General features: G+C 72.0%; 23 protein-coding genes. 5 read left to right on the forward strand and 18 right to left on the reverse strand.

All coding sequences use genetic code 11. The annotated features are described in order from the left end of the window. On the forward strand, positions 1–184 hold a 184-nt coding region (locus O145_RS18570; RefSeq protein WP_043559811.1), incomplete at its 5' end, for a hypothetical protein. A 193-nt stretch (positions 185–377) separates the two neighbouring features. Here O145_RS18570 and O145_RS03330 read toward each other — a convergent pair. The 7 genes from O145_RS03330 to O145_RS03360 all read right to left on the reverse strand — a co-directional run bounded on the left by O145_RS03330 (position 378) and on the right by O145_RS03360 (position 4765). After that, on the reverse strand, positions 378–1085 hold the full coding sequence (locus tag O145_RS03330) for a DUF1828 domain-containing protein (RefSeq protein ID WP_043559813.1): 708 nt from the start codon (positions 1083–1085) through the stop codon (positions 378–380). Continuing rightward, entirely contained in the window at positions 1082–1333 is a 252-nt protein-coding gene (locus O145_RS03335) for a hypothetical protein (RefSeq protein ID WP_156966583.1), read from the reverse strand. The genes O145_RS03330 and O145_RS03335 overlap by 4 nt, the downstream gene beginning before the upstream one ends. A gap of 73 nt (positions 1334–1406) precedes the next feature. Beyond that, a complete protein-coding gene (locus O145_RS03340; protein WP_156966584.1) occupies positions 1407–1583 on the reverse strand; it encodes a hypothetical protein in 177 nt (58 codons plus the stop codon). 188 nt (positions 1584–1771) lie between these two features. After that, complete coding sequence (locus O145_RS03345; RefSeq protein WP_043559819.1) at positions 1772–3130, reverse strand: SNIPE associated domain-containing protein; 1359 nt, start codon at positions 3128–3130, stop codon at positions 1772–1774. 197 nt (positions 3131–3327) lie between these two features. Beyond that, a complete protein-coding gene (locus O145_RS03350; RefSeq protein ID WP_043559822.1) occupies positions 3328–3540 on the reverse strand; it encodes a helix-turn-helix transcriptional regulator in 213 nt (70 codons plus the stop codon). A gap of 17 nt (positions 3541–3557) precedes the next feature. Beyond that, complete coding sequence (locus O145_RS03355; RefSeq protein WP_043559823.1) at positions 3558–3935, reverse strand: hypothetical protein; 378 nt, start codon at positions 3933–3935, stop codon at positions 3558–3560. A gap of 29 nt (positions 3936–3964) precedes the next feature. Next, positions 3965–4765, reverse strand: a complete 801-nt coding sequence (locus tag O145_RS03360) for a CPBP family intramembrane glutamic endopeptidase (RefSeq protein ID WP_043559824.1) — start codon at positions 4763–4765, stop codon at positions 3965–3967. A 123-nt stretch (positions 4766–4888) separates the two neighbouring features. On the opposite strand from O145_RS03360, the gene O145_RS03365 reads away from it, so the two are divergent. Beyond that, positions 4889–5524, forward strand: a complete 636-nt coding sequence (locus O145_RS03365; protein ID WP_043559826.1) for an NAD(P)H-dependent oxidoreductase — start codon at positions 4889–4891, stop codon at positions 5522–5524. A 107-nt stretch (positions 5525–5631) separates the two neighbouring features. Here the strand turns inward: O145_RS03365 and O145_RS03370 are convergent, their stop codons facing one another. The 6 genes from O145_RS03370 to O145_RS03395 form a co-directional block, all read right to left on the reverse strand. Then, on the reverse strand, positions 5632–5886 hold the full coding sequence (locus tag O145_RS03370; RefSeq protein ID WP_043559828.1) for a Txe/YoeB family addiction module toxin: 255 nt from the start codon (positions 5884–5886) through the stop codon (positions 5632–5634). Positions 5887–5890: 4 nt separating this feature from the next. After that, positions 5891–6139 carry a type II toxin-antitoxin system Phd/YefM family antitoxin gene (locus O145_RS03375; RefSeq protein WP_043559829.1) on the reverse strand — a complete coding sequence of 83 codons (249 nt, stop codon included), beginning with the start codon at positions 6137–6139 and terminating at the stop codon, positions 5891–5893. A 121-nt stretch (positions 6140–6260) separates the two neighbouring features. Further along, entirely contained in the window at positions 6261–7775 is a 1515-nt protein-coding gene (locus tag O145_RS03380; RefSeq protein ID WP_084682343.1) for a DEAD/DEAH box helicase, read from the reverse strand. 605 nt (positions 7776–8380) lie between these two features. Continuing rightward, a complete protein-coding gene (locus O145_RS17915) occupies positions 8381–9070 on the reverse strand; it encodes a DUF4352 domain-containing protein (RefSeq protein WP_156966586.1) in 690 nt (229 codons plus the stop codon). A gap of 221 nt (positions 9071–9291) precedes the next feature. Then, positions 9292–10689 carry a GntP family permease gene (locus tag O145_RS03390; protein WP_043559831.1) on the reverse strand — a complete coding sequence of 466 codons (1398 nt, stop codon included), beginning with the start codon at positions 10687–10689 and terminating at the stop codon, positions 9292–9294. Between the two features lie 78 nt (positions 10690–10767). Next, a complete protein-coding gene (locus O145_RS03395; protein WP_043559832.1) occupies positions 10768–11280 on the reverse strand; it encodes a gluconokinase in 513 nt (170 codons plus the stop codon). A 283-nt stretch (positions 11281–11563) separates the two neighbouring features. On the opposite strand from O145_RS03395, the gene O145_RS03400 reads away from it, so the two are divergent. After that, complete coding sequence (locus O145_RS03400) at positions 11564–12280, forward strand: FadR/GntR family transcriptional regulator (protein WP_043559834.1); 717 nt, start codon at positions 11564–11566, stop codon at positions 12278–12280. A gap of 25 nt (positions 12281–12305) precedes the next feature. Here the strand turns inward: O145_RS03400 and O145_RS03405 are convergent, their stop codons facing one another. From O145_RS03405 to O145_RS03425, 5 genes are all read right to left on the reverse strand, one after another. Next, positions 12306–13265: an EamA family transporter gene (locus O145_RS03405; RefSeq protein WP_052374613.1), complete on the reverse strand. Its 960-nt coding sequence runs from the start codon at positions 13263–13265 to the stop codon at positions 12306–12308. 149 nt (positions 13266–13414) lie between these two features. Beyond that, positions 13415–14392: an AEC family transporter gene (locus O145_RS03410; RefSeq protein ID WP_043559837.1), complete on the reverse strand. Its 978-nt coding sequence runs from the start codon at positions 14390–14392 to the stop codon at positions 13415–13417. Between the two features lie 9 nt (positions 14393–14401). Then, positions 14402–15379 (reverse strand): endonuclease/exonuclease/phosphatase family protein, encoded by a 978-nt coding sequence (locus O145_RS03415; protein WP_043559838.1) that lies wholly within the window; start codon positions 15377–15379, stop codon positions 14402–14404. Between the two features lies 1 nt (position 15380). Continuing rightward, entirely contained in the window at positions 15381–15881 is a 501-nt protein-coding gene (gene msrB, locus O145_RS03420) for a peptide-methionine (R)-S-oxide reductase MsrB (RefSeq protein WP_052374615.1), read from the reverse strand. Between the two features lie 120 nt (positions 15882–16001). Beyond that, on the reverse strand, positions 16002–17534 hold the full coding sequence (locus O145_RS03425; protein WP_043559840.1) for a mechanosensitive ion channel family protein: 1533 nt from the start codon (positions 17532–17534) through the stop codon (positions 16002–16004). Positions 17535–18386: 852 nt separating this feature from the next. On the opposite strand from O145_RS03425, the gene O145_RS03430 reads away from it, so the two are divergent. Both O145_RS03430 and O145_RS03435 read left to right on the forward strand, forming a co-directional pair. Next, a complete protein-coding gene (locus O145_RS03430; RefSeq protein ID WP_043559843.1) occupies positions 18387–18716 on the forward strand; it encodes a PadR family transcriptional regulator in 330 nt (109 codons plus the stop codon). Next, positions 18716–19810, forward strand: coding sequence for a permease prefix domain 1-containing protein (locus O145_RS03435; RefSeq protein ID WP_052374617.1), 1095 nt, complete (start codon positions 18716–18718; stop codon positions 19808–19810). Before O145_RS03430 ends, O145_RS03435 begins: the two co-directional genes overlap by 1 nt. Positions 19811–19863: the final 53 nt, after the last annotated feature.

The raw sequence follows: 19863 nt of genomic DNA on the forward strand, positions 1-19863 counted from the left end.
ACGGCCGCCGGCGCCCCGGAACCAGGCCGAGACCGAGGACCCGGACCAGGACCTGCCCGGCGCCGGGACGCAGGACGCGACCCAGTCGCTGGCGCACACGACCAGGATGCGGCCCTTCCTGCACCCCCTCGTCACCTACACCAGGACCCGCTACCCGCGCATGGGCACCCACCGCCCCCCGTGAACCGCACAGCCCAAGAACGACCCCGGCTCCACCAGCGGCGCACCGGCCTGGACACCACCTTCCTGACCCTCGCGTGCCTGATACTCCTAACAGCAGTAGACGCAGAAACCTACAAGATCATCCTCAAATGACCTACAGAACACGAGAAGGGGCCCGCACCACACGGTGCAGGCCCCCGCCCTCTGTTGTTACTTCAGACGGTGGCCGGAAGCCTGTCGACGATGCCGGCGAGCCGTTCGTCGAAGTCGGAGCCGTATGGCAGCAGAGTGCTTGCCTCCGAGCGCTCGCGCGACGGCTCGTCCCGTCCGCTCAGCGTCTGGAACACAGCCAGTGTTCTCCCCTCGGACTCGATCGAGGCGGTGACGCGCTTGCGCCGGCCGGAGCGCAGCCCTACCGTGTTACTGCGCACCAGCCCTCGCGCTGCTACCGCCGAGCTGGACATGAGGTCTGCGATCTGTCGGAAGATCTTCGTCGTGAACCGCTCCCCCTCGCGCTCGCGAATGAAGGCGAGACCCTCCGCGCGTACCGCTGCGAGAGCCACGAGGTTGAGAACGTCGCCGATATTCTCGTTGGCGGTCCGGGCCGTGATCTCACCGCCCTCAGTACCCGGGTCGCCGGGAACGAACGCTCCTGCCGGTCGGGCGATCCTGTCCCAGGCTGTCAGGAAGAACGGGGAGTCGGTTGCTGCGCCGGCGGTGCGGAGATGAGACATGGTGGAGCCGTCGTCGGTGATGACCCACCCTCCGGCGCTGGCGCGCACGGACAGGACGACGCCGTCGTTGTCACTGTAGTAGGCGGGCACCCAGACGACGAGTCCGTCGGGTGTCTCCATCGCCTCGAGCCCGTCGTTGAGGGCTCCCAGGTACTTGGAAGTCATGGTCCTGGCGTCCACGCTGATCACCTCTCCTCCTTCTCTGGCGGATCGACCCATGTCAGCGTGTCGGTAGACACGTGGCAGAGGCCGGCGAATGCCATGAACATCATGCGCCGATCGTCGTTGGTGACGCTAGAGGAGATGGGGCACTCGGGGAATGAGTCGGGCACGAGGACGCACTCCTCGCCGCCGTCGGCACTGCGGTAGGTGTGCATGTGGGTGGCATGGCCGAATCCGTGCCCGTTGCCGTGGACGCAGACGCGGCGGATGGGCACGTCGGCCCCACGGTAAAGCAGAGAGATTGCCCAGGGGCGAGGCGTGTTGTACTGCATCTGCAGGTAGACGCCCTCAAACCTCGATGGTGCCGGTAAGAACCGTGACGCGGTTACGGACGTCGCGGGGCTTGTCTGAGGTCCACACCATCTCGCCGTCCGTGCGAGCCCCGGATGACTCCCCGAGCAGGTATCCCATCACCGCGGGGCTGATCGCCCCGACCGCGTGGCGCAGCCTCTCGCGCTTCACCATGAAGGCCTCCACCCGCCTGCCAGGCCGACCAGAACAGTTCCGACAGGGGTACGCCGACGCATAGAGAGTCCTTACCGGGAAGAGCCGGAGCCCTGAAGATGTTATGCGCTCACGGCTGGGATCGTGCGCGGTAGACGACCCTGACCGCAGGCGTCAGCTACTGCAACAGTTTTTACAGTGGGCGCGTATCAGGCGGCTTCGCTCGTGCCTGCCGCGATCTGTCGGCTCTCCCGGTACTGCTCGGCGGCGGGCTCCTCGGTGAACTCGAGCAGGTTGCCGGCGATCCTGGTCAGGGCGTCGCGGACCTCAGCGGGAGTGACGTAGAAGAACTCGCGGCGGTTGTTGATGCGGTTGACGCGCTTGTCTGCGAAGTGGTGGTGGAGGCTGGTCTCCACGCCTACCGCATCCTCGGAGAAGAACAGGGCGTGGACGTCGAAGTTGAATGGAACGGAGGCGTCGCCGAGCTCCTTGACCCGGTCCATCGGCTCGAGGCGGCGGGTCATGCCGATCTTGACCATGCGCTCCCCGAAGGAGCCGATGTTGGAGATGACGTAGACGTAGCCGGCGCGGATGTTGGCGGTGCGGAAGTCGACGGTCTCGATCTCCGCGTCGACCTCCTCCATGCGCGTGCGCATCTCGACGGCCTCCTCGGTGCGCCCCTGCGCCTCCAGCTGAGCGAGGACGTTGCGGTAGTGGTCTCTCTGCTTGGCGAGGCGGTCACGCTCGGCCTGCAGCTCCTTCTGGGCCTTGCGCTCCTCGCGCAGCCGGGCCCGCTCCTCGCGTTCCGCCTCCTTCTCCGCCTTCTTCGCGTTCTGGTGCTCCAGGGCCAGCCGGAGCTCTTCGAGGCGCAGGTGGTGGTAGCGGTAGTCGATACTCAGATCGATCATGGTTCCGAGCCTCTGAGCCTGGTCGCGAGCACGTTCTAGGCGCTTCCTGGCGGCCTCGCCGTTGCCGGCCTTGACAGTGAGGACGCAGTTCTCGGCCTCGGCGTTGTAGGCCCGCAGCATCATCTTGGACATGTCGGCCACGAACTTGCGGCCCTGGGCGGCCGAGTTGTTGAAGGTGAAGGTGGTGCTGGCCTGGACGGCCGTCTTGTCGCGAACCATCTTCTTGATCTTGGCCCTCGTGTCGTCGAGCCTCTCCTTGAGCCTTACAGAGGACTCTGCCGGGTGGGGGTAGCTGCTCAGTCCGGCGTCGGTGAGGACCTGGGCGTCAGCCAAGTGTACGTCGAGGTCCGCGAGCCGCTGGGCGCGGGACCTGATCTCTCGGTCGGCAGCCCTCACCTGCGCGTCGCGCTGGCTGAGGGCCGCGTCCAGCGCCTGAAGCCTCTGCTCGCCGTTGATCCGTCGGTCCTCCTGCTCTGCGTGGATGCTGTCATAGCGCGCCTGCTCCTGGGCCACGGCGTCGCGCATCCGCAGGACGTCACCGCCACCGGCCTGCACCAGGACCTGTCGTAGTGCGGCGATCTCCTGCTGCGCGGCGGCGTACGCCTGGTTTCCTGCCGCGATCTGCTGCTCGAGCTGGGCGATCTTCCTTGATCCGAACACAGACCTGCTCCTAAGAGATGCTTCGGGGGGCGAGCACATGATAGTCGCCTCTTTTATGCTTGTGCGACGGCGATTATGCGACGCGCGCGGAAAGGCTCCTGGAAGCCCTCGATCGCCCAGACGGGGTACATCGAGCTCGGCGGCGGTCGCCCCGGCGCCGGGGCGACCGCCCGTCCGGCCGGCCGACGGCCGGCGGCTCAGCCTCCCGGCGCACCGCCGTCGTCGGGGCTGAAGACCTCATCGACCCGCAGCCCGAACACCTCGGCGATCGCGAAGGCCAGCCGCAGCGACGGGTCGTAATTGCCGTTCTCAATGGCGATGATCGTCTGCCGCGACACCCCCAGCGCCTCGCCGAGCTCCGCCTGGGTCCAGCGCCGCTCCCGGCGCAGGCTCCGCACCCGGTTCCACATGGCAGGCCGCCCGCGGGTCAGAAGTAGCGCCGCCGGGCCAGGAACGCCCCGAGCAGCCAGCCGGCCATGAGGATCGCGTAGGCCCACATGAAGGACAGGTCGGCCAGGCCGAAGGCCTGGAAGAGCCCGATCACCAGAATGATCGGGGTCCCGACGGCGAAACCGATGGCGAGGGACTCCACCACGAGGCTGCGGGCGAGCTCGTCCACGTCCCGCCAGTGCAGCATGATCGCGCGCACGAGCAGCACGACGGCGGGCAGCACGACGGCGGCGCCGAGCATCCGCCACGGCGGGGCCGCGGCCCGCCCGATGAGCAGGGCGACCGCGAGCAGCGCGCAGTAGGCCGCCATCGCCACGGACAAGCGCACGAGGTAGCGGCGGGTCGCGGGCTCCATGTTCCGAGGCCTCACAGGCTCCACCACCCTTACTGCAGCGACCAGATCAGCATGGGAAGCCCCAGTCCGAGCAGGTCCATCAGCCAGTGCCCGACGGCCAGCGGCGCCACCCGCCTGCGCCATGTGAGCAGCCCGGCGAACACGAGCCCGGCCAGGAAGGTCCGCACCACGTTGGCGACCATGGCCTGGGCGTCGGGAAGGGCGAAGCCGATGTGCTGGAGGCCGAAGACGACGGAGGCCGCGAGCACGGCCCCGACCAGCCCGATGCGCCCCTGGAGGCGGGGCTGGAGGTAGCCGCGGTAGAGGGCCTCCTCGGCGAGCCCGATGGTCACCGGCATGATCGTGATGCTGAGCACCCCGATCCACAGGGGCACCGGAGGGTACGACGGCGCGGGCGGCGCCCCCTGGTAGGCGACGAGGTTGCCGACGAAGAAAGCGGGCATCCACGCGACCAGGATGATGAGCCCGCACAGCAGGCCCCAGCCGACGTCGGCGCCCCGGAAGCTCAGCAGGTCGGTCAGCCCGCGCCCCTCGGCGCGCAGAAGGCGGTGGACCAGGGCGAGGGTGACGACGTCGATCACGACGATGAGGACGTTCATCCACAGCAGGGGCCGCCCCATCGCCCAGAGCGCGGCGCCGAAGGCGATGACGAGAGCGGGCCGGGCCCCCATGGCCAGGGCCAGGCGGGACCAGGGGGTGCCGACGACGGGGGCTGCGGCGTCGGGAACCGCTGCGGCGTCGGGGGCGACAGGGGCAGCGGCGCCGGGAAGGGCGGGAGCGGCAGTGCCGGCGCCGACGCCCGGGGAGGCGGGATCGGAGGAGGAGACCATGGGCAGAAATGTATGGTTTCCTTGACATTTGCGTCAAGAGTCCTTCACATTTTGAGATAGCCCCGCCTCGCTCAGGGAAAACCCGGATGCCGTCCCCCGCGCCCTTCCCTACGCTGGTCAGTCGTGAGTACCACGACGTCGCGACCCACTGCCCGCCGGCCCCGCTTCCTCGTCGTCGCCGGGCACCCCGACCCGCAGAGCTACTCCCACGCGCTGGCTCGCGCGTACGCCGACGCCGCCCAGCAGGCCGGCGCCACCGTCACCTTCCTGGACCTGGCGACCACCGACTTCGACCCGGTCCTGCGCGGGGGCTACCGGAAGCGCATGCCGGAGGACCCCTTCATCACCCACTCGCAGAACGAGCTCGTCGCCTGCGACCACCTGGCCCTGGCCTTCCCCACCTGGTGGTCGGCCGAGCCCTCCCTTCTCAAGGGCTGGTTCGACCGGGTCCTCACGCCCGGCATCGCCTACCGGTACCGGACCGGCAAGCTGATGCCCGAGCGGCTGCTCGACGGTCGCACGGGCACCATCATCACGACCTCCCACGGTCCGCGCCTGTGGACCCGGCTGGCGCCAGGAGGGTCGGTGTCCCGCGTCGGGCGCGCGGTCCTGGGCTACTGCGGGGTGCGCGTCACCCAGTGCCTCGTCATGGGCGGCATGGAGGGCGAGAAGGACACCCCGCAGCAGCGTCGGGACTTCCTGGGGCTGGTCGCCGAGGCGGCGACCCGCGAGGTCGAGACCATCAGGCGCTCCCGCTGAGGCCGCCGTGCCCGCCGCAGGCGCGGCGACCCCGGCAGGCAGGTGCGGGCGCCCCGTGAGCCCCGACCGCCGGCGCACTGCCACACAGGTCCGGTAGAGGGGCCGGCTCAGTAGTGGTACCGCACCTGGAGGATGATCAGGTCATCGCCATCGACGAGGTAGACGAGACGGTGCTCCTCGGTGACTCTCCGGGACCAGGCTCCGGGAGCGCCGTACCTGAGCCGCTCGGGCTTCCCGATTCCCTCATAGGGGTCGCGGAGCACGGCGTCGATCAGCCTGTTGACCCGCCTGAGGACGGTGCGGTCCGCGCGCCGCCAGTAGACGTAGTCCTCCCAGGCCGACTGGTCCCACACGAGCCTCACGGGCTCAGTCCCGGTCCAGGTCGTGCCCCTCGGTCCGCCCGGTCCGGGCCCGCTCATAGGAGTCGAGGAGCCTGCGGGCATTCGCAGGGGACCGGAAGAGGTAGGCGGTCTCCTTCCACGCCTCGTACTCATCGGCGGGCATGAGGTAGGCGCGGCCCTTGCGTGAGACGATCTCGACCGCCTCACGATCCTCGTTCACCTGCTCGATCAGCGGGTACAGGGTCCGGCGGGCCTCACTGGCGGCAATGGACATCACTCACCTCCGACTCGTACCGCTTTATGGTACAAGACGACGGCGCGCCGCGGAAGCCCTTCACACGGCCGCTCCAGCCGCCCCGTCATGCCGGCAGAATCAGGCGGCCGGCAGGCACCGTCTAGGCGGCTCTGGACGCGGTCCTGCGGCCGCGCCCGCGCCCGCCGCCTCCCGTGCGACGCCTCCCGCGCTGTCCGCCCTGCCGGTCACTCCGCCGGTCATCGCGCCGACCCGTCTGCCGGCCGCTCTGCTGCCCCCTGCGTCCGCCGGAGGGCCCGCGCCCGTAGCGCGGTCGGGTTCCGCGCCCCGCCTGCTCGGCCGACGCCCGCCCCGCAGGGCCGCCTCCCTTGACGGCGACGCCCTCGGGCATGTCCTCGGCGGCGACGACCGGGGCGACCTGGCCGACCAGGGCGGTCACGGCGTCGTCGTCGGGCCGGATGCGCTCGATGCCGGCCCGGATGCCGGCCTTCCTGAGCAGGGCCCGGACGTCCTCCTTCTGCTCGGGCAGCACGAGGGTGACGACGACGCCGGCGGCCCCGGCCCGGGCGGTGCGCCCGGAGCGGTGCAGGTAGGCCTTGTGCTCGGCGGGCGGGTCGACGTGGACGACCAGCTCGACGCCGGAGATGTCGATGCCGCGGGCGGCGATGTCGGTAGCGACCATGACGTGGGCCTGGCCGGTGGAGAAGGCGCGCATGGCGCGCTCGCGCGCGTTCTGGCTCATGTTGCCCTGGAGCTCGACGGCGGGGATGCCGTCCCGGGTGAGCTTGCGCGCCAGGCGCCGGGCCAGGTGCTTGGTGCGGGTGAACAGGATGCGCTGGCCGGCACCGGAGGCGAGGCGGCGCACGACGCTGTCCTTGACGGCCTTGTCCGCCACCATCCACACGCGGTGGTCCATGGCGTCCACCGGCGAGGTCGAGGGGTCGACGGCGTGCTGGAGCGGGTCGTGGAGGAACTCGTCCACGATCCGGTCGACGCCGCCGTCCAGGGTGGCGGAGAACAGCAGGCGCTGGCCGCAGGCCGGGGTGGCGCGCATAATGCGGCGCACGCCGGGCAGGAAGCCGAGGTCGGCCATGTGGTCGGCCTCGTCGAGGACAGTGACGGACACGTCGTCGAGGCTGACGACGCCCTGCCCCATGAGGTCGAGCAGGCGCCCGGGGCAGGCGACGACGATGTCGATGCCCCCGGCGAGGGCCTTCTCCTGGGGCCTCTGGGACACGCCGCCGAAGACGGTGGTCACGCTCAGCTCGAGCGCGTCGGCCAGGGGCCTGATGGTCTCGGCGATCTGGAGGGCGAGCTCGCGGGTGGGGGCCAGGACCAGGCCGATGGGGTGGCCGGCGCGGGCCATGTCCTCCTCGGCGAGGCGCTGGACGAGCGGCAGGGCGAAGGCGAGGGTCTTACCGGACCCGGTGCGCCCGCGGCCGAGCACGTCGCGCCCGGCGAGGGTGTCGGGCAGGGTCGCGGTCTGGATGGGGAAGGGGGCGGAGAAGCCGCGGGCGTCCAGGTCGGCCACGAGGTCGGCGTCGACGCCGAGCGAGGCGAAAGTCGCGGGCACGGCGGCGGGCGCGGCGGGCCTGGTGGCGGGCGCGGCCGCCTTGGAGCGGCGACCGGAGCGGGAAGAAGTGCGCGTGGTGGGCACGGAAGTCCTGTCGTTCGGGACCGGGCGCACGTCGGACGCGGGGCGGCCGGGGCGTGCGCGTCGGTGCGTTGAGGTGCCGGCGTTCGGGGCTCGACGGCGCGAGGTCGTCCTCGGACGCGCGCCGGAGCCGGGGCACCAGCCGGGCCGCGGCGGGACGCCGGGCCGGTGGCACACTCTTCCACACGCCGCCTGCCCGCGCCATGATACGAGCCTCACACGCGGCGCCGGCAGTGCCCGACAGCCGACCGCACGACCTCCGCACCCTCGGAGGCCGGCTCCGCCGGGCCCACGAGCGCCGAGCCGGCCGGAGCTGCACATGGGAGAGCGGGCCCCTGGCGGAGCTGACGCCGCTTTTCGCCGGGATTCCGCCAGTTCTCGACGTACGGCCAGATTCGCTGACGTGCTCCCATGTGCACAGAGGGGGGTCTGCGCACATGGGAGCGTCTCGTCCGCGGCCGCCAGCGCAGCGATTCCGCATGATTCCGCGGTTTTGTCCGGTACGAGTCGCACTCGAATGTGCAACACCCTCTTGACCGGCTCTCAGGTCCGCGGCTGGGCGCCGCCGAGCCGCGCCTGTGCGCCCCGGGCCCCGTCCGAGTGGCGAGTCAGAGGTTGTTGACCCACGCCTCGCGGTGGTTGGAGAAGAAGCTCAGCGGCTCGTAGATGACGACGAACTGCCCGCCGGCGGCCACATCGGCGTCGAAGCAGACGTCTCCGCTCGTGCTACCGCCGTCAATGAGCTTGCCGGACTGAAGAATATTGGTCGACCCGGTGAACCCGGTATTGACGATGGCCCCGGAGGGGGACAGCAACTTGAACTCCAGGATATTGAAGTCGACCTCTTTTCCGGAGGAGTTCTGCATAGTGACGCTGGTGCACGCAGTGGAACCAAGCGTCGAGTCTCCCGCCACCAGCGGGGCGGAGGTGATGGTGACCCCCTTGGCAGTGATGGACTCACCGGCGTTGACCGCCACGTCTCCGTCCTGAATACCGTTGTAGGTGGTGGTCGACGAGGGGTCGCCCGAGTCGCCGGAGTCGGCCGCGGGAGCCGCCTGGCCCGCGGGAGCCTGGCTCCCCTGGGCGGCCGCTCCCCCGTCACCGCCGGGCGCCGTGGAGGTCCTGGCGGTGGTCCCCTTGTCGCCGCCGCCCGATATCGAGCCGATGACGCCAATGGCCAGAAAAACCGCGAGGGTGATGAACCACCACCTTTTCCATAGGGGCTTTTTCGGTTGAGGAGCCGGAACATAAACTACTTGTGGCTGCTGACCCCCGTAGGGTTGCGCAGGCTGAGACACAGCAGACTCCTTTGCGACACAAAAAGGGAGGGGTGCCTCGAAGATTACCTTCCCCCCGCTCCAATGCAAGTCCTATTTGTCGCAAAACAGGGCCGCGACAGGCCCTATTTATCACGAACTGGTCGCGGTCCCGCCCGCATCCCGTCGAGATAGACATTTTCGGATGAGGTAGACGGTGTCACCGTCTACCTCATCCGAAAATGTCTATCTCGACGAGGGGCCTAAACGACCCGGAGGACGAGGGCGATGGCGCCGATGACCATCATGGCGACCACCGACAGGACCGTCTCCATGAGCGACCAGGTCTTGAAGGTCTGCCCCACCGTCATCCCGAAGTACTCCTTGACCAGCCAGAAACCGGCGTCGTTGACGTGGGAGAGGAACACCGAGCCCGCCCCGATCGCCAGCACGAGGAGGGCGACCTCGACCGGGGGCATGTCCGCGGCCAGCTGCGCCATGATCCCCGCGGCGGTGATGGTGGCGACGGTCGCCGACCCCGTGGCCAGGCGCACCGCGACCGCGACGAGCCAGCCGGCCAGGAGCGCCGGAACCGCCGCCTGCTGGATCCAGGTCGCGATAATGTCGGCGATGCCGGAGTCGACGAGGGTCTGCTTGAAGCCGCCGCCGGCGCCCACGATGAGCAGGATCCCGGCGATCGGCCCGAGGGAGGCGCCCACCCGGCCGGCCACCTCGTCGGCGTGCAGGCCCAGGCGGGTGCCGAAGACGTACATCGCCACCAGCACCGTGATCAGCAGCGCGACAACCGGCTGGCCGACGAACAGGGCGGCGTGCACGGCGGCACTCGCCCCCTTGGGCGCAACGGTCTCCACGACGGTGCGCAGGAGCATGAGCACCACGGGCAGCAGGACGACGGCGATCGAGGTGGCGAAGGAGGGGCGCGGGCCCTCGTGGGCCTCGTCGGAGCCGCCGAGGGGCTCGGGCGCCTCGATGGGCACCCACCGGGCCATGACGCGCGCGGCGAGGGGGCCGGAGATGATGACGGTGGGCACGGCCACCAGCAGCCCCAGGCCGAGCGTCAGCCCGAGGTTCGCACCGACGGCGTCGATGGCGATGAGCGGGCCGGGGTGCGGGGGCACGAGCCCGTGGAGGGCGGACAGGCCGGCGAGCGCAGGCACGCCGACGAGGATCAGGGGCTGGTGGGCGCGGCGCGCCACGATCATGACCACGGGGATGAGCAGGACGATGCCGACCTCGAAGAACAGCGGGATGCCGACGACGAAGGCGATCAGCGCCATGGCCCACGGAAGGCGGGGCCCGGGCGTGCGCGCCAGGATGGTGTCGACGATCTGGTCGGCCCCGCCGGAGTCGATGAGCAGCCTGCCGATAATCGCCCCGAAGGCGATGAGCGTGCCCACACCGCCGATCGTCGATCCGAGGCCGGCGGTGAAGGCGGTGAAGGTCTCGCCCAGGGGGATGCCAGCGACGACGGCGAGCACCGCCGAGCCGAGGGTGAGCGCGAGGAAGGGGTGCATCTTGCGCCACACGATGAGTGCGACGATGACGGCGATGCCGAGGACCGCCGCGGCGACGAGCCGGGCGGGGCTATCGGTATGGGTCACCGGGTCGGCGGCGGGAAGAGCGAGTGTCAGAGTGGACATCGTTGTCGTCTCCAGGTCGAGGTGGATGGGTTGAATAGGTCTCAGGCAGGGCGGTCCGCGCAGGCGCGGCGAGGCGGATCAGGCGTGCTCGAGCGCGGCGAGGATGGCGTCGAGGGTCTGCTCGGGGGTGGCCCGGGAGACCACGGTGACGCCGTCCTCGTCGTCGGCCAGGGGCTCGAGGGCGGCGAACTGGGAGGGCAGGAGGGTGGAGGGCATGAAGTGGCCCTTGCGGTGGGTCATGCGCTCGCGCAGCTCATCGGGCTGGGCGACCAGGTGGATGAAGAAGACGCGCCCCTCGGCCCCGGCGAGGAGGTCGCGGTAGGAGCGCTTGAGGGCGGAGCAGGTGACGATCGTCCTGACGCCCTCGACGGCGCGCGCGCTCATCCAGTCGCGCAGGGCCTCCAGCCAGGGCCACCGGTCCTCGTCAGTCAGGGGGACGCCCCGGCTCATCTTGGCGATATTGGCGGCCGGGTGGAAGTCGTCGGCCTCGGCGATGGGCCAGCCGAGGGCCCGGTGGAGGTTGTCGGCGGCGGTGGACTTGCCGCAGCCCGCCACGCCCATGAGGACGAGGTGCTCAACGGAGGTGGTCATGAGATCTCCTTGACGACGTCGTTGTCGATCACTAGTACTACTAGTATAGCGTAAACGTAGCATCAATGGAATGGGTGTGGGCTCGTTCCGCGCCCCGGGCGCCCCGGCGGACGCGGACCGCCGTCAGCGCCGAAGGCGCGTTTCTCGATCAGGCCTCCGCCGGCCGCCCGCTACACTGGCGCCGACCGTGCGGGTCGGCCGCGCCGCATGCCCGTACAGGTCGCCGCCCGGGTCGCCGCATCTTGCCGCCCCACCCACGCCTCACCCCTCCGGGAGCCCGACCATGCCCGCCACCGACCGACGCCACGAGGTCCTCGACGCCCTCGGGCGCGCCATCGTCGGCGGCGAGATCGCCCCGGGCGCCTCACTGACCCTGGAGGACGTCCAGTCCCGCCACGGGGTGTCGCGGACCCTGGCCCGCGACTGCGTGCGCACCCTGGAGTCCCTCGGCGTGGTCGAGTCGCGCCGTCGTGTCGGCATCGTGGTGCGCCCCCGCGAGACCTGGTCGGCGCTGGCGCCCCAGGTGGTGCGCTGGCAGCTCGACGTCGACCCCCACGGCCCCAAGCTCGGGGCGCTGACCGAGCTGCGCGCCGCCATCGAGCCGGTCGCGGCCGCGGCCGCCGCCCGCCGCGCCACCGAGGCCCAGCGATCCACGCTGCTGACCCTGGCGGACGCCATCCGCTCCACCGGGACGGCCACCGGGAGCGTGGCCTCCTACCTCGGGGACGACATCGCCTTCCACAGCCTCGTGCTCGAGGCGAGCCACAATGACGCCTTCGAGGCCCTCACCGGCGTCGTCGCGGAGGTCCTCTCCGGGCGCGCGCGGCTGACCGGGCAGGTCCAGGTGCCCGTGGCGGAGGCGCTGGAACTCCATGTGCGCGTCGCCCGCGCGATCGCGACCGGGGACGCCGCCGCGGCCGAGGCCCGCATGCGCGAGCTGGTCGCGGAGGTGCGCGAGGCGCTGCTGGACCGCGGCCTGCGGGGCTTCCTCGACAGCTGAGCGCTCCGGGCGGCGCCCCGCCGGCTCAGCCGCAGGCGCGGCGCCCGACCGCCCGCCGTCGCGCCCCGCCGCTCGCCCCCGCCAGGGCGACGGCCGCGGACACCAGCGCGAGGCCGGCCATCTCCCATCCGTTGGGCAGCTGGCGCAGCAAGACCACGCCCACGAGCAGGGACGTGGCCGGCATGAGGGAGGACAGGAGCGCGAAGGAGTCCGCACCCAGCCGCCCGAGCACCACCTGCTCCAGCCGGTAGGGCACCGCCGTCGACAGCACACCGACCCCCGCCACCATGGCGGCGGCGGCCGGAGAGCCGAGGGCGCCGCCGGCCGTCCCCACGGCGAAGGGGGCGTAGACCAGGGCGCCGACCACCATGCCCACCGCCAGGGAGTCGGCACCGGCGCCGGCGGCCGCCACGCGCCCGCCCAGGATGATGTAGGCGGCCCAGGCGGCGCCGGCCCCCAGCGCGAGCAGCACCCCGGCCCTCTGACCGGGCTCGCCCGGGTCGACTCCGAGCCCGGAGATGGAGACGACGCCGAGGAGGGCCAGGGCGGCGGCCGCGCGCGGACGCCATCCGCGCCCGGTCACGACGGCGACCGCCACCGGCCCCAGGAACTCCAGGGACACGGCCGTCCCCAGCGGCAGCAGCGAGATCGCCGCGTAGAAGACGACGTTCATGGTGGCGGTGGCCGCTCCGAAGACGGCGGCCGCCAGCAGCGCCCGCCCGGTCCACCGGCGGCGCCAGGGCCGCCTGAGGGCCACCAGCACGACGGCGCCCACCGTCAGGCGCCACCAGGCCACCGTGGTGGAGGGCATGAGCGCGAACAGGGTGACCGCCAGCCCCGCCCCGAGGTACTGGGAGAGGGCGGAGGCCATGAAGATCAGCGGCGCCGGGAGACGGTCGGCCGCGGAGGCGACCCCGGCGCCCGTCCGGGCCTGAGCGGCCCGCGGTGCCGCCCGGGCCGGGGTGCGGGAGTCGTCGGAGCTCACGGCCGCATTGTCGGCGCCTCGGCGGCCGTCGCGCGAGCTGCAGCCAGTGCCGTCCAGACAGACGCTTTCGGACGAGACAGACGGCGACCCCTCCTGCCTCGTCCGAAAACGTCTGCCTCGACGCCGGGGCCCGGCCCGCCCCCTGGCGCTCAGCCCAGCACCGCGGCCGCGAGCAGAACGACCGGGACGAAGCCGGCGGTCGTGATCAGCACGGCGTCGCGGCCCAGCGGCTTGGCCACCCCGTAGCGGGAGGCATACATGAAGACGTTCTGGGCGGTCGGCAGGGCGGCGGCGGTGATGGGCACGAGCAGCCCCGGCCCGCGCAGTCCCGCGCCGAGCCCGAGCAGCCCCGCCAGGCCGGGCGCGACGAGCAGCTTCCACCCCACGGCCCAGCGCAGGGCGACCCGGCTGGCGGCGTCGTGGGCCGGCTCGGGCGGTGACGCCGGGGCGTCGTCTGCGAGCGGGGCGCGCATGCGGGAGGCCGCCAGGCTCATGCCGAGCGAGAGCATCATGAGCGGCACGGCGATGCGCCCGAGGGTGTCGAGGGCCTCGCGCAGGCGCCCGCCGGCGACGCCGTCCAGGTCCGCCCCGCTGAGGTTGACCGCGGCCCCGGCCGCCACGGCCAGTAGCAGGGGGTTGCGCAGCGGGATGGTGAAGGTCGCCAGGCGCGAGGGGCTGCCGCGACGGGTGACGGTGTCGAGGATGACGAAGGCCGCAGGCGTGATGACGAGCAGCTGGAGGAGCAGGACCGGGGCGATGGGGGCGGCGTCTCCCAGGACCAGGACGAGGACGGGGATCCCCAGGTTGGCGGCGTTGACGTACCCGGAGGCGAGCGCGCCGATGGTCGCCTCGGCCGTCGTGCGGTGCAGGAGTAGGCGGTGCAGGACCCAGGCGCTCAGGATCGCCGCCGACTCGGCCGCGAGCGCGACGAGCGTGCCGGTGCCGGCCACCGCCCCCAGGTCGGCGTCGGCCAGGGTGCAGACCAGCAGGGCCGGGGTGGCGGCGAAGAAGCAGACGCGGGTGAGCACAGCGTCGGCGTTGCGGGGGACGGCACCGGTGCGCACCAGCAGCCAGCCGACGCCGATAACGGCGGCGAAGACGGCCAGGCCGCCAATGACCCCACCCACGGCCGGGCCTCAGCCGACCGGTTCGAGGTCCACCCACGTGCCGGCGTGGTCGGAGACGACGAAGGTGCGGGTCCCCCAGGATGCGGCCTGCAGGAGGGGGTGGCGCGCACCGCTCCAGGCCGGCGCGCCCGCCGCCGGGAAGGCGGGGGCGCCGTTGACGCCGGTGGGCCACGGGTCGGTCAGGACGTGGTCGATGCGGTGGTCGGGGCCCCGAGCGGGGTAGGTGGGCCCCTCCCCCAACCGGCGGCCGATCCCGAGCGGGGCGACCTGCTCGGCGCGCAGGTTGTAGTCGCCCGCCAGGAGGTGGGGGCCGGGCAGGGTGGCGAGCGCGCCCCAGGCGTCGGCGAGCTGGCGGGCGGCGGTGTCGGCGCGGGTGGCCAGGTGGGTGGAGCCGACCGACAGCTCAGCGACGCCCGCCAGCGCGTCGCCCGGGGCCAGGGTGGCGGTCAGCAGGTTGCGCATGGTGGAGGTCGCCAGCTCGTAGCCGCGGGGGTCCCAGGCCGGGCGGTCGGCGCGGCGCGCGAGGGTGGCCGGCCCGCGCCCGAGGCGCCGGACGCGCCAGGCCGCCACCGGGCGCCTGCTGAGCAGGGCGTTGCCGAAACCCGCCGGGGGGCGGCCCAGCAGGGTGCGACCCAGGCCGAGTGCGTCGTCGGCGGGTGTGGCCAGGGCGGATCGCCGGGGGCGGCGGCGCAGCCCGGCGACGGGCCCGGCATAGGTGGCGGCGAAGCGGTGGTGCTCCCAGCCGAGCAGCTCGGCCAGGACGGCGGCCTGGTCGAGGCGGCCGGAGCGGGCCTGCCCCTTGTCGACCTCCTGGAGGGCGACGACGTCGGGGGCGAGCTCGGCGATCTGGCCGGCCAGGGCCGCCAGGACGGCGCGGGCGGCCTCGGGGTCGCGGATGTCCGCGCCGGCGACGCCGGTGTCCGGGGCGTCGGCGGCGCCCGCCCCGGGTAGGGCGTGCTGGAGGTTGAGGCTCAGCAGGCGCAGCACGTCAGGTCCCCGGGACGCCGTCGGCGGCGGCACTGCCGGCGGTGCCGCCGCCCGGAGCGGCGTCGAAGGTCAGGGACACGGAGTTCATGCAGTAGCGCCGGCCTGTGGGAGTGCGGGGCGCGTCGTCGAAGACGTGGCCCAGGTGGGAGCCGCAGGCGGCGCAGCGGACCTCGGTGCGCACCATGCCGTGGCTGGTGTCGGTCAGCAGGGTCACGGCCTCGGAGTCGGAGGGGTCGTAGAAGGAGGGCCACCCGCAGCCGGAGTCGAACTTGGTGGTGGAGCGGAACAGCTCGGCGCCGCAGGCGCGGCAGCGGTAGACGCCCTCGCGCCTCTCGTCCAGCAGGGCGCCGGTGAAGGGCCGCTCCGTGCCCGCCTCGCGCAGGACGTGGTACTCCAGCGGGTCGAGCAGGGCGCGCCACTGGGCGTCGGTGCGGGCGATGGCCGCCGGGTCGAGGCGGGGCGCCGCAGCGTTCTGGCGGCTCTCGTCATTGTTGTCGGTCACGCCCCTATGGTGACCCGGCGTCGTGGCGGAGGCGAGGGGCGTTCACGCACCGGGAACGCGAAAAGCCGGTCGGCCCGGCGGCGGGCGCTCCCCGCCGCCGGGCCGACCGGCTCCGGATGCTTACTGAAGGTACTTCTTCTGCTCGTCGGTGGAGATGATGCTCGTGGACTGCCCGGCCGCGGTGTCCGCCCGGTGCTGGGGCTGGGGCACGGGGGCCCCGTCGGCGCGCCACTCGGCGTCGCGCGCCAGGATCCGGCGTCGGCGCACCTTCTCGCGCCGCGTGCGGCGCAGGCGGGAGTGGCCCTTGGCGGCGGCCCGCACACGGGCGTCCTCGATGGGGTCGTCCTCCTTGGGCCGGCGCACGGCCGTCGTCTCGGCGCCGGGGCCGACGGCGGCGCCGTCGTCCTTCTGGAGGGCGACGAGCTCCTCGGCCAGGCGCGCCACCTGCTCGGGCTGGGGGTCCTGGGTGACGGCGACCTGATCGACCTCCACGCGCGTGCGCGGCAGGGCGTAGGGCGCCTCCTTCTGGAGCCAGGCCACGATCTCCTCGCGCACGTAGCACTGGAGGGTGAAGACGTCGGAGGGGTTCTTGCCGGACACGGCGACGCGCAGCGTAACCGTGCCGCCAGCGGTGTCGGTCACGTCGAGGTTGGCGGTACGGCCGTCCCAGACGGGCGAGGATGCGACCAGGCGGGCGAGCTCGGCGCGCACCGAGGCGACCGGCACCCGCCAGTCCAGGTCGAGGGTGAGGGTGCCGGTGTGCTGCGTGCCGCGCCGCGACCAGTTGGCGAAGGGGGTCTTGGTGAAGTAGGTCGAGGGGTAGATGAGACGGCGGTCGTCCCAGACGCGCACGACGACGTAGGTGAGCGTGATCTCCTCGATATAGCCCTGCTCCTCGTCCACGACGACGACGTCGTCCACACGGATCGCGTCGGTCACGGCCAGCTGGAGGCCGGCGAAGACGTTGCCGAGCGTGGACTGGGCGGCGAGACCGGCGATCACCGAGACCAGACCGGCGGAGGCGAACAGGGAGCCCATGGCGAAGCGGGCCTCGGGGAAGGTCATGATCGCACCCACCAGGCCGCAGATGATGATGATCGCCTCGGCTACGCGCCGCAGGATCTGGGCCTGGGTGGTGACGCGGTTGGCGCGGCCGGGGTCGCCGCTGGAGCGCACGCCGCTGACGATGCTGGCCTCCAGCGCCTTGACCAGGCCGACGACGACCCACGCGACGGCCAGGATGATGCAGATGCGCAGCGTCTGCATGGCGTACTGGACCCAGTCGGGCGTGGTGACCGCGAAGACGGCCAGCTGCGCGCCGAGGTAGGCGCCGGTGAGCCCGCCCAGGGCGTACAGGGCGTTGCGCGTGTAACGGCTGATCTCCGCGTAGATGGTCTGACGGCGTCCGAGCGTGCGCAGCACGACAATGCCGACGAAGGCGATGGCAATGCCTGCCAGGGCCCCCAGGCCCGCCCGCAGGGCGATGTAGAAGACGTTGACCGTGGTCGTGGCGACCGCTTCAACGGTCTGGGTGACGTCGGTGGTCGAGGGGGCTGAAGGAGAAGGGTCGGTGGAGGGATCGGCATCAGCGGCCGCCCGCACGCCAGGTGCGAGGGCCGCACTCGCCAGGACGGCGAGAGGAAGGGCGGTCATGCCGGCACCCTAGGGCCCGGTCCTGGGAGCCGGCTGTGCGAGACGGCAGGCGGCGGGGGCCGGGCAGCTCGACCTCCACCTCGATGCCCGTCGCTCAAAGGTCCTCGGCCGCCCCCAGCAGGCACTGCCCCACCTCGTCGACCAGGTCCACCCGCGCCGTGGGCGCCGGGGCGGGGCCGACGTCGTCACCAGCGCGATCGGCTCCATCGGCTCCGTCTTGGCACCACCACCTGGCGCTCCCTCTCTTCGTCGAGATCGGTCGTATTCCGGCTCGAGATCGGTTCACTTCCGCGCCGAGATCGGTCCGGTCCGACGGCAGGCGCCCCCACCGTCGGCCGTCCGCCGCCTCTGCGGGTCCCGGCCCGCCCCTGCACGCGGTCGTGCCCTCACTCACCGGGCCCGGTCGGTCAGGCGATGTCCGCGCGCCGCAGCACTGGCCGGCGCCGCCGCTCCGCCGCGGAACCGCGGAGTCCCGCCGATCCTCATCGAGTACGGCAGTGCCGGTCACCTTAAGAGTGCGTGGGAGCCGTCTTTTCCGGCCGAGACCGACCCCCAAGACCCCGGCAGCGCCCAGCGGGCCACGGACCGGCGCACGAAGAGTCCGCCGGACGCCGCGATCCACCTGCGTCCGCCTCGGGGCAGGCCGGGGCGGGCTCCTAGACCGTGATCGGGTGCAGCGCCCGGGCGCCCGACCGTCCCGGCCCTCGCCCCCGGAAGCAACCACCTGGATGATCGAGCCCGGGCGCCACGACGCGGCGACAGCAGCACAATAACGCTAGACGTACTACGTCTATCATAGTACGTTGGATGTATGAAACCTGCTCGCCCCCCGACCGGAGGAGGCGTCCGCGAGTGATCAGCGCCGACGCCATCCGCGGCTACATCGACCTCATTGTGCTGTCTCTCCTACGGGACCGCCCCTCCTACGCCTACGAGCTCGCCAAGACCATCACCGAGGTCGCGGCGGGCGAGTACACGATCAAGCAGACCACGCTCTACTCCGCGCTCAAGCGCCTGGAGGCCGCCGGGCTCGTCTCCTCCTACGCGGACACCTCGGCCTCCGGCAAGCCCCGCACCTACTACCGCCTCACCGACGACGGCGCCGTCCACCTGACGGACAAGCTCGCCGAGTGGGAGGACACCAAGACCCTCATCGACCGATTCGCGCAAGGACACCGCTGATGGACGCTATCGACACCTTTCTCGACGCCATGTTCGCCCCCTACCCCACCACCCCGCGCCTTCTGGAGGCCAAGGGCGAGCTGCACGCCATGATGGAGGACGCCTACGCCGACGCCATCAGCAGGGGCAAGACCCACAATGAGGCCGTCGGTCAGGTCATCACCGACTTCGGCAACCTCGAGGAGCTCGCCCCGGCTCTCGGCATCCTCCCCGACATCCGCTCAGCCCGGACCGGCAGCGCGGCCGCTGCGCCTCAGGCCGCGCCCGGCGTCGGCGGGGCGCCCGGCAACGGTGCGGCACCCGCCGCAGAGCCCGGATACCCCGCCGTCACCCTTCCAGAGGCGCAGGCGCTCGCCGAGGCCCGCCGGACGACCGGCCGGCTGCTGGGCCGGGGCGTCGCCCTGTTCATCCTGTCCCCCATCCCCCTGCTCATCGCGAGCGGGCTGAGCGGCGACGGCACGAGGCCGAGCGGCCTCGGCGCGCAGTGGACCGTCCTCATCGGCCTCGTCCTCACCCTGGGGACTGTCACGGCTGGGGTGCTCACCCTCATGCGGCGGCACCGGTCCTTCGTGGGCCTGGAGCACCTGATCGACGGAAGGTTCACGCAGAACCCGGTCGCCTCCGCCTGGGCCGCCCGCCTGCGCGTGGACAACGAGGGGCCCCGCTCACGCGCCCTCATGGCCGCCGTCGGGCTGTGGATCCTCTCGCCGATCCCGACCGTGGCCGCGCTCACCCTCTCCGGCCAGTACAACCTCTACCCCGCCCTCGGCGTCGCCCTCACTCTCGCGCTCGTCGCGACCGGCCTGCGCATCCTCCTGCCGACCTCCTGGGCGTCCTCGACCCACGAGACCCTCATCGAGGAGGGCCGCCCGGCGGCCGGTCCGGGGCAGTGGGTCCGGTGGGACACGGGCAACCCCGTCGTCAGCGCCATCGCCGCCATCTACTGGCCCACGACTCTCGTAGTCTTCCTGGTCTGGGGAGTCGTCTTCGACGGATGGGGCATCTGCTGGATCGTGTGGCCGGTCGCCGGCGTCCTCTTCGGCGGGTTCTCCGCCTTCATCTCCGCCCTGTCCGGTCGACGGGTCGGGCGCTGAGGCCGCCGGGCTCGCCCCGAGCATCCCCCTCGGCGCTCTCCACGCCGCGCCCG

Source organism: Actinomyces israelii DSM 43320 (genome assembly GCF_000711965.1).
Taxonomy (GTDB): Bacteria; Actinomycetota; Actinomycetes; order Actinomycetales; family Actinomycetaceae; genus Actinomyces; species Actinomyces israelii.

Excerpts from the sequence above, each read along its gene's own strand:
- O145_RS03390 (WP_043559831.1), bottom strand. The coding sequence starts at position 10,689 with ATGTCCACTCTGACACTCGCTCTTCCCGCCGCCGACCCGGTGACCCAT.
- O145_RS03355 (WP_043559823.1), bottom strand. The coding sequence starts at position 3,935 with ATGGAGCCCGCGACCCGCCGCTACCTCGTGCGCTTGTCCGTGGCGATG.
- O145_RS03435 (WP_052374617.1), top strand. The coding sequence starts at position 18,716 with ATGGACGCTATCGACACCTTTCTCGACGCCATGTTCGCCCCCTACCCC.
- O145_RS03375 (WP_043559829.1), bottom strand. The coding sequence starts at position 6,139 with ATGTCCATTGCCGCCAGTGAGGCCCGCCGGACCCTGTACCCGCTGATC.
- O145_RS03350 (WP_043559822.1), bottom strand. The coding sequence starts at position 3,540 with ATGTGGAACCGGGTGCGGAGCCTGCGCCGGGAGCGGCGCTGGACCCAG.
- O145_RS03425 (WP_043559840.1), bottom strand. The coding sequence starts at position 17,534 with ATGACCGCCCTTCCTCTCGCCGTCCTGGCGAGTGCGGCCCTCGCACCT.
- O145_RS03395 (WP_043559832.1), bottom strand. The coding sequence starts at position 11,280 with ATGACCACCTCCGTTGAGCACCTCGTCCTCATGGGCGTGGCGGGCTGC.
- O145_RS03360 (WP_043559824.1), bottom strand. The coding sequence starts at position 4,765 with ATGGTCTCCTCCTCCGATCCCGCCTCCCCGGGCGTCGGCGCCGGCACT.
- O145_RS03400 (WP_043559834.1), top strand. The coding sequence starts at position 11,564 with ATGCCCGCCACCGACCGACGCCACGAGGTCCTCGACGCCCTCGGGCGC.
- O145_RS03340 (WP_156966584.1), bottom strand. The coding sequence starts at position 1,583 with ATGGTGAAGCGCGAGAGGCTGCGCCACGCGGTCGGGGCGATCAGCCCC.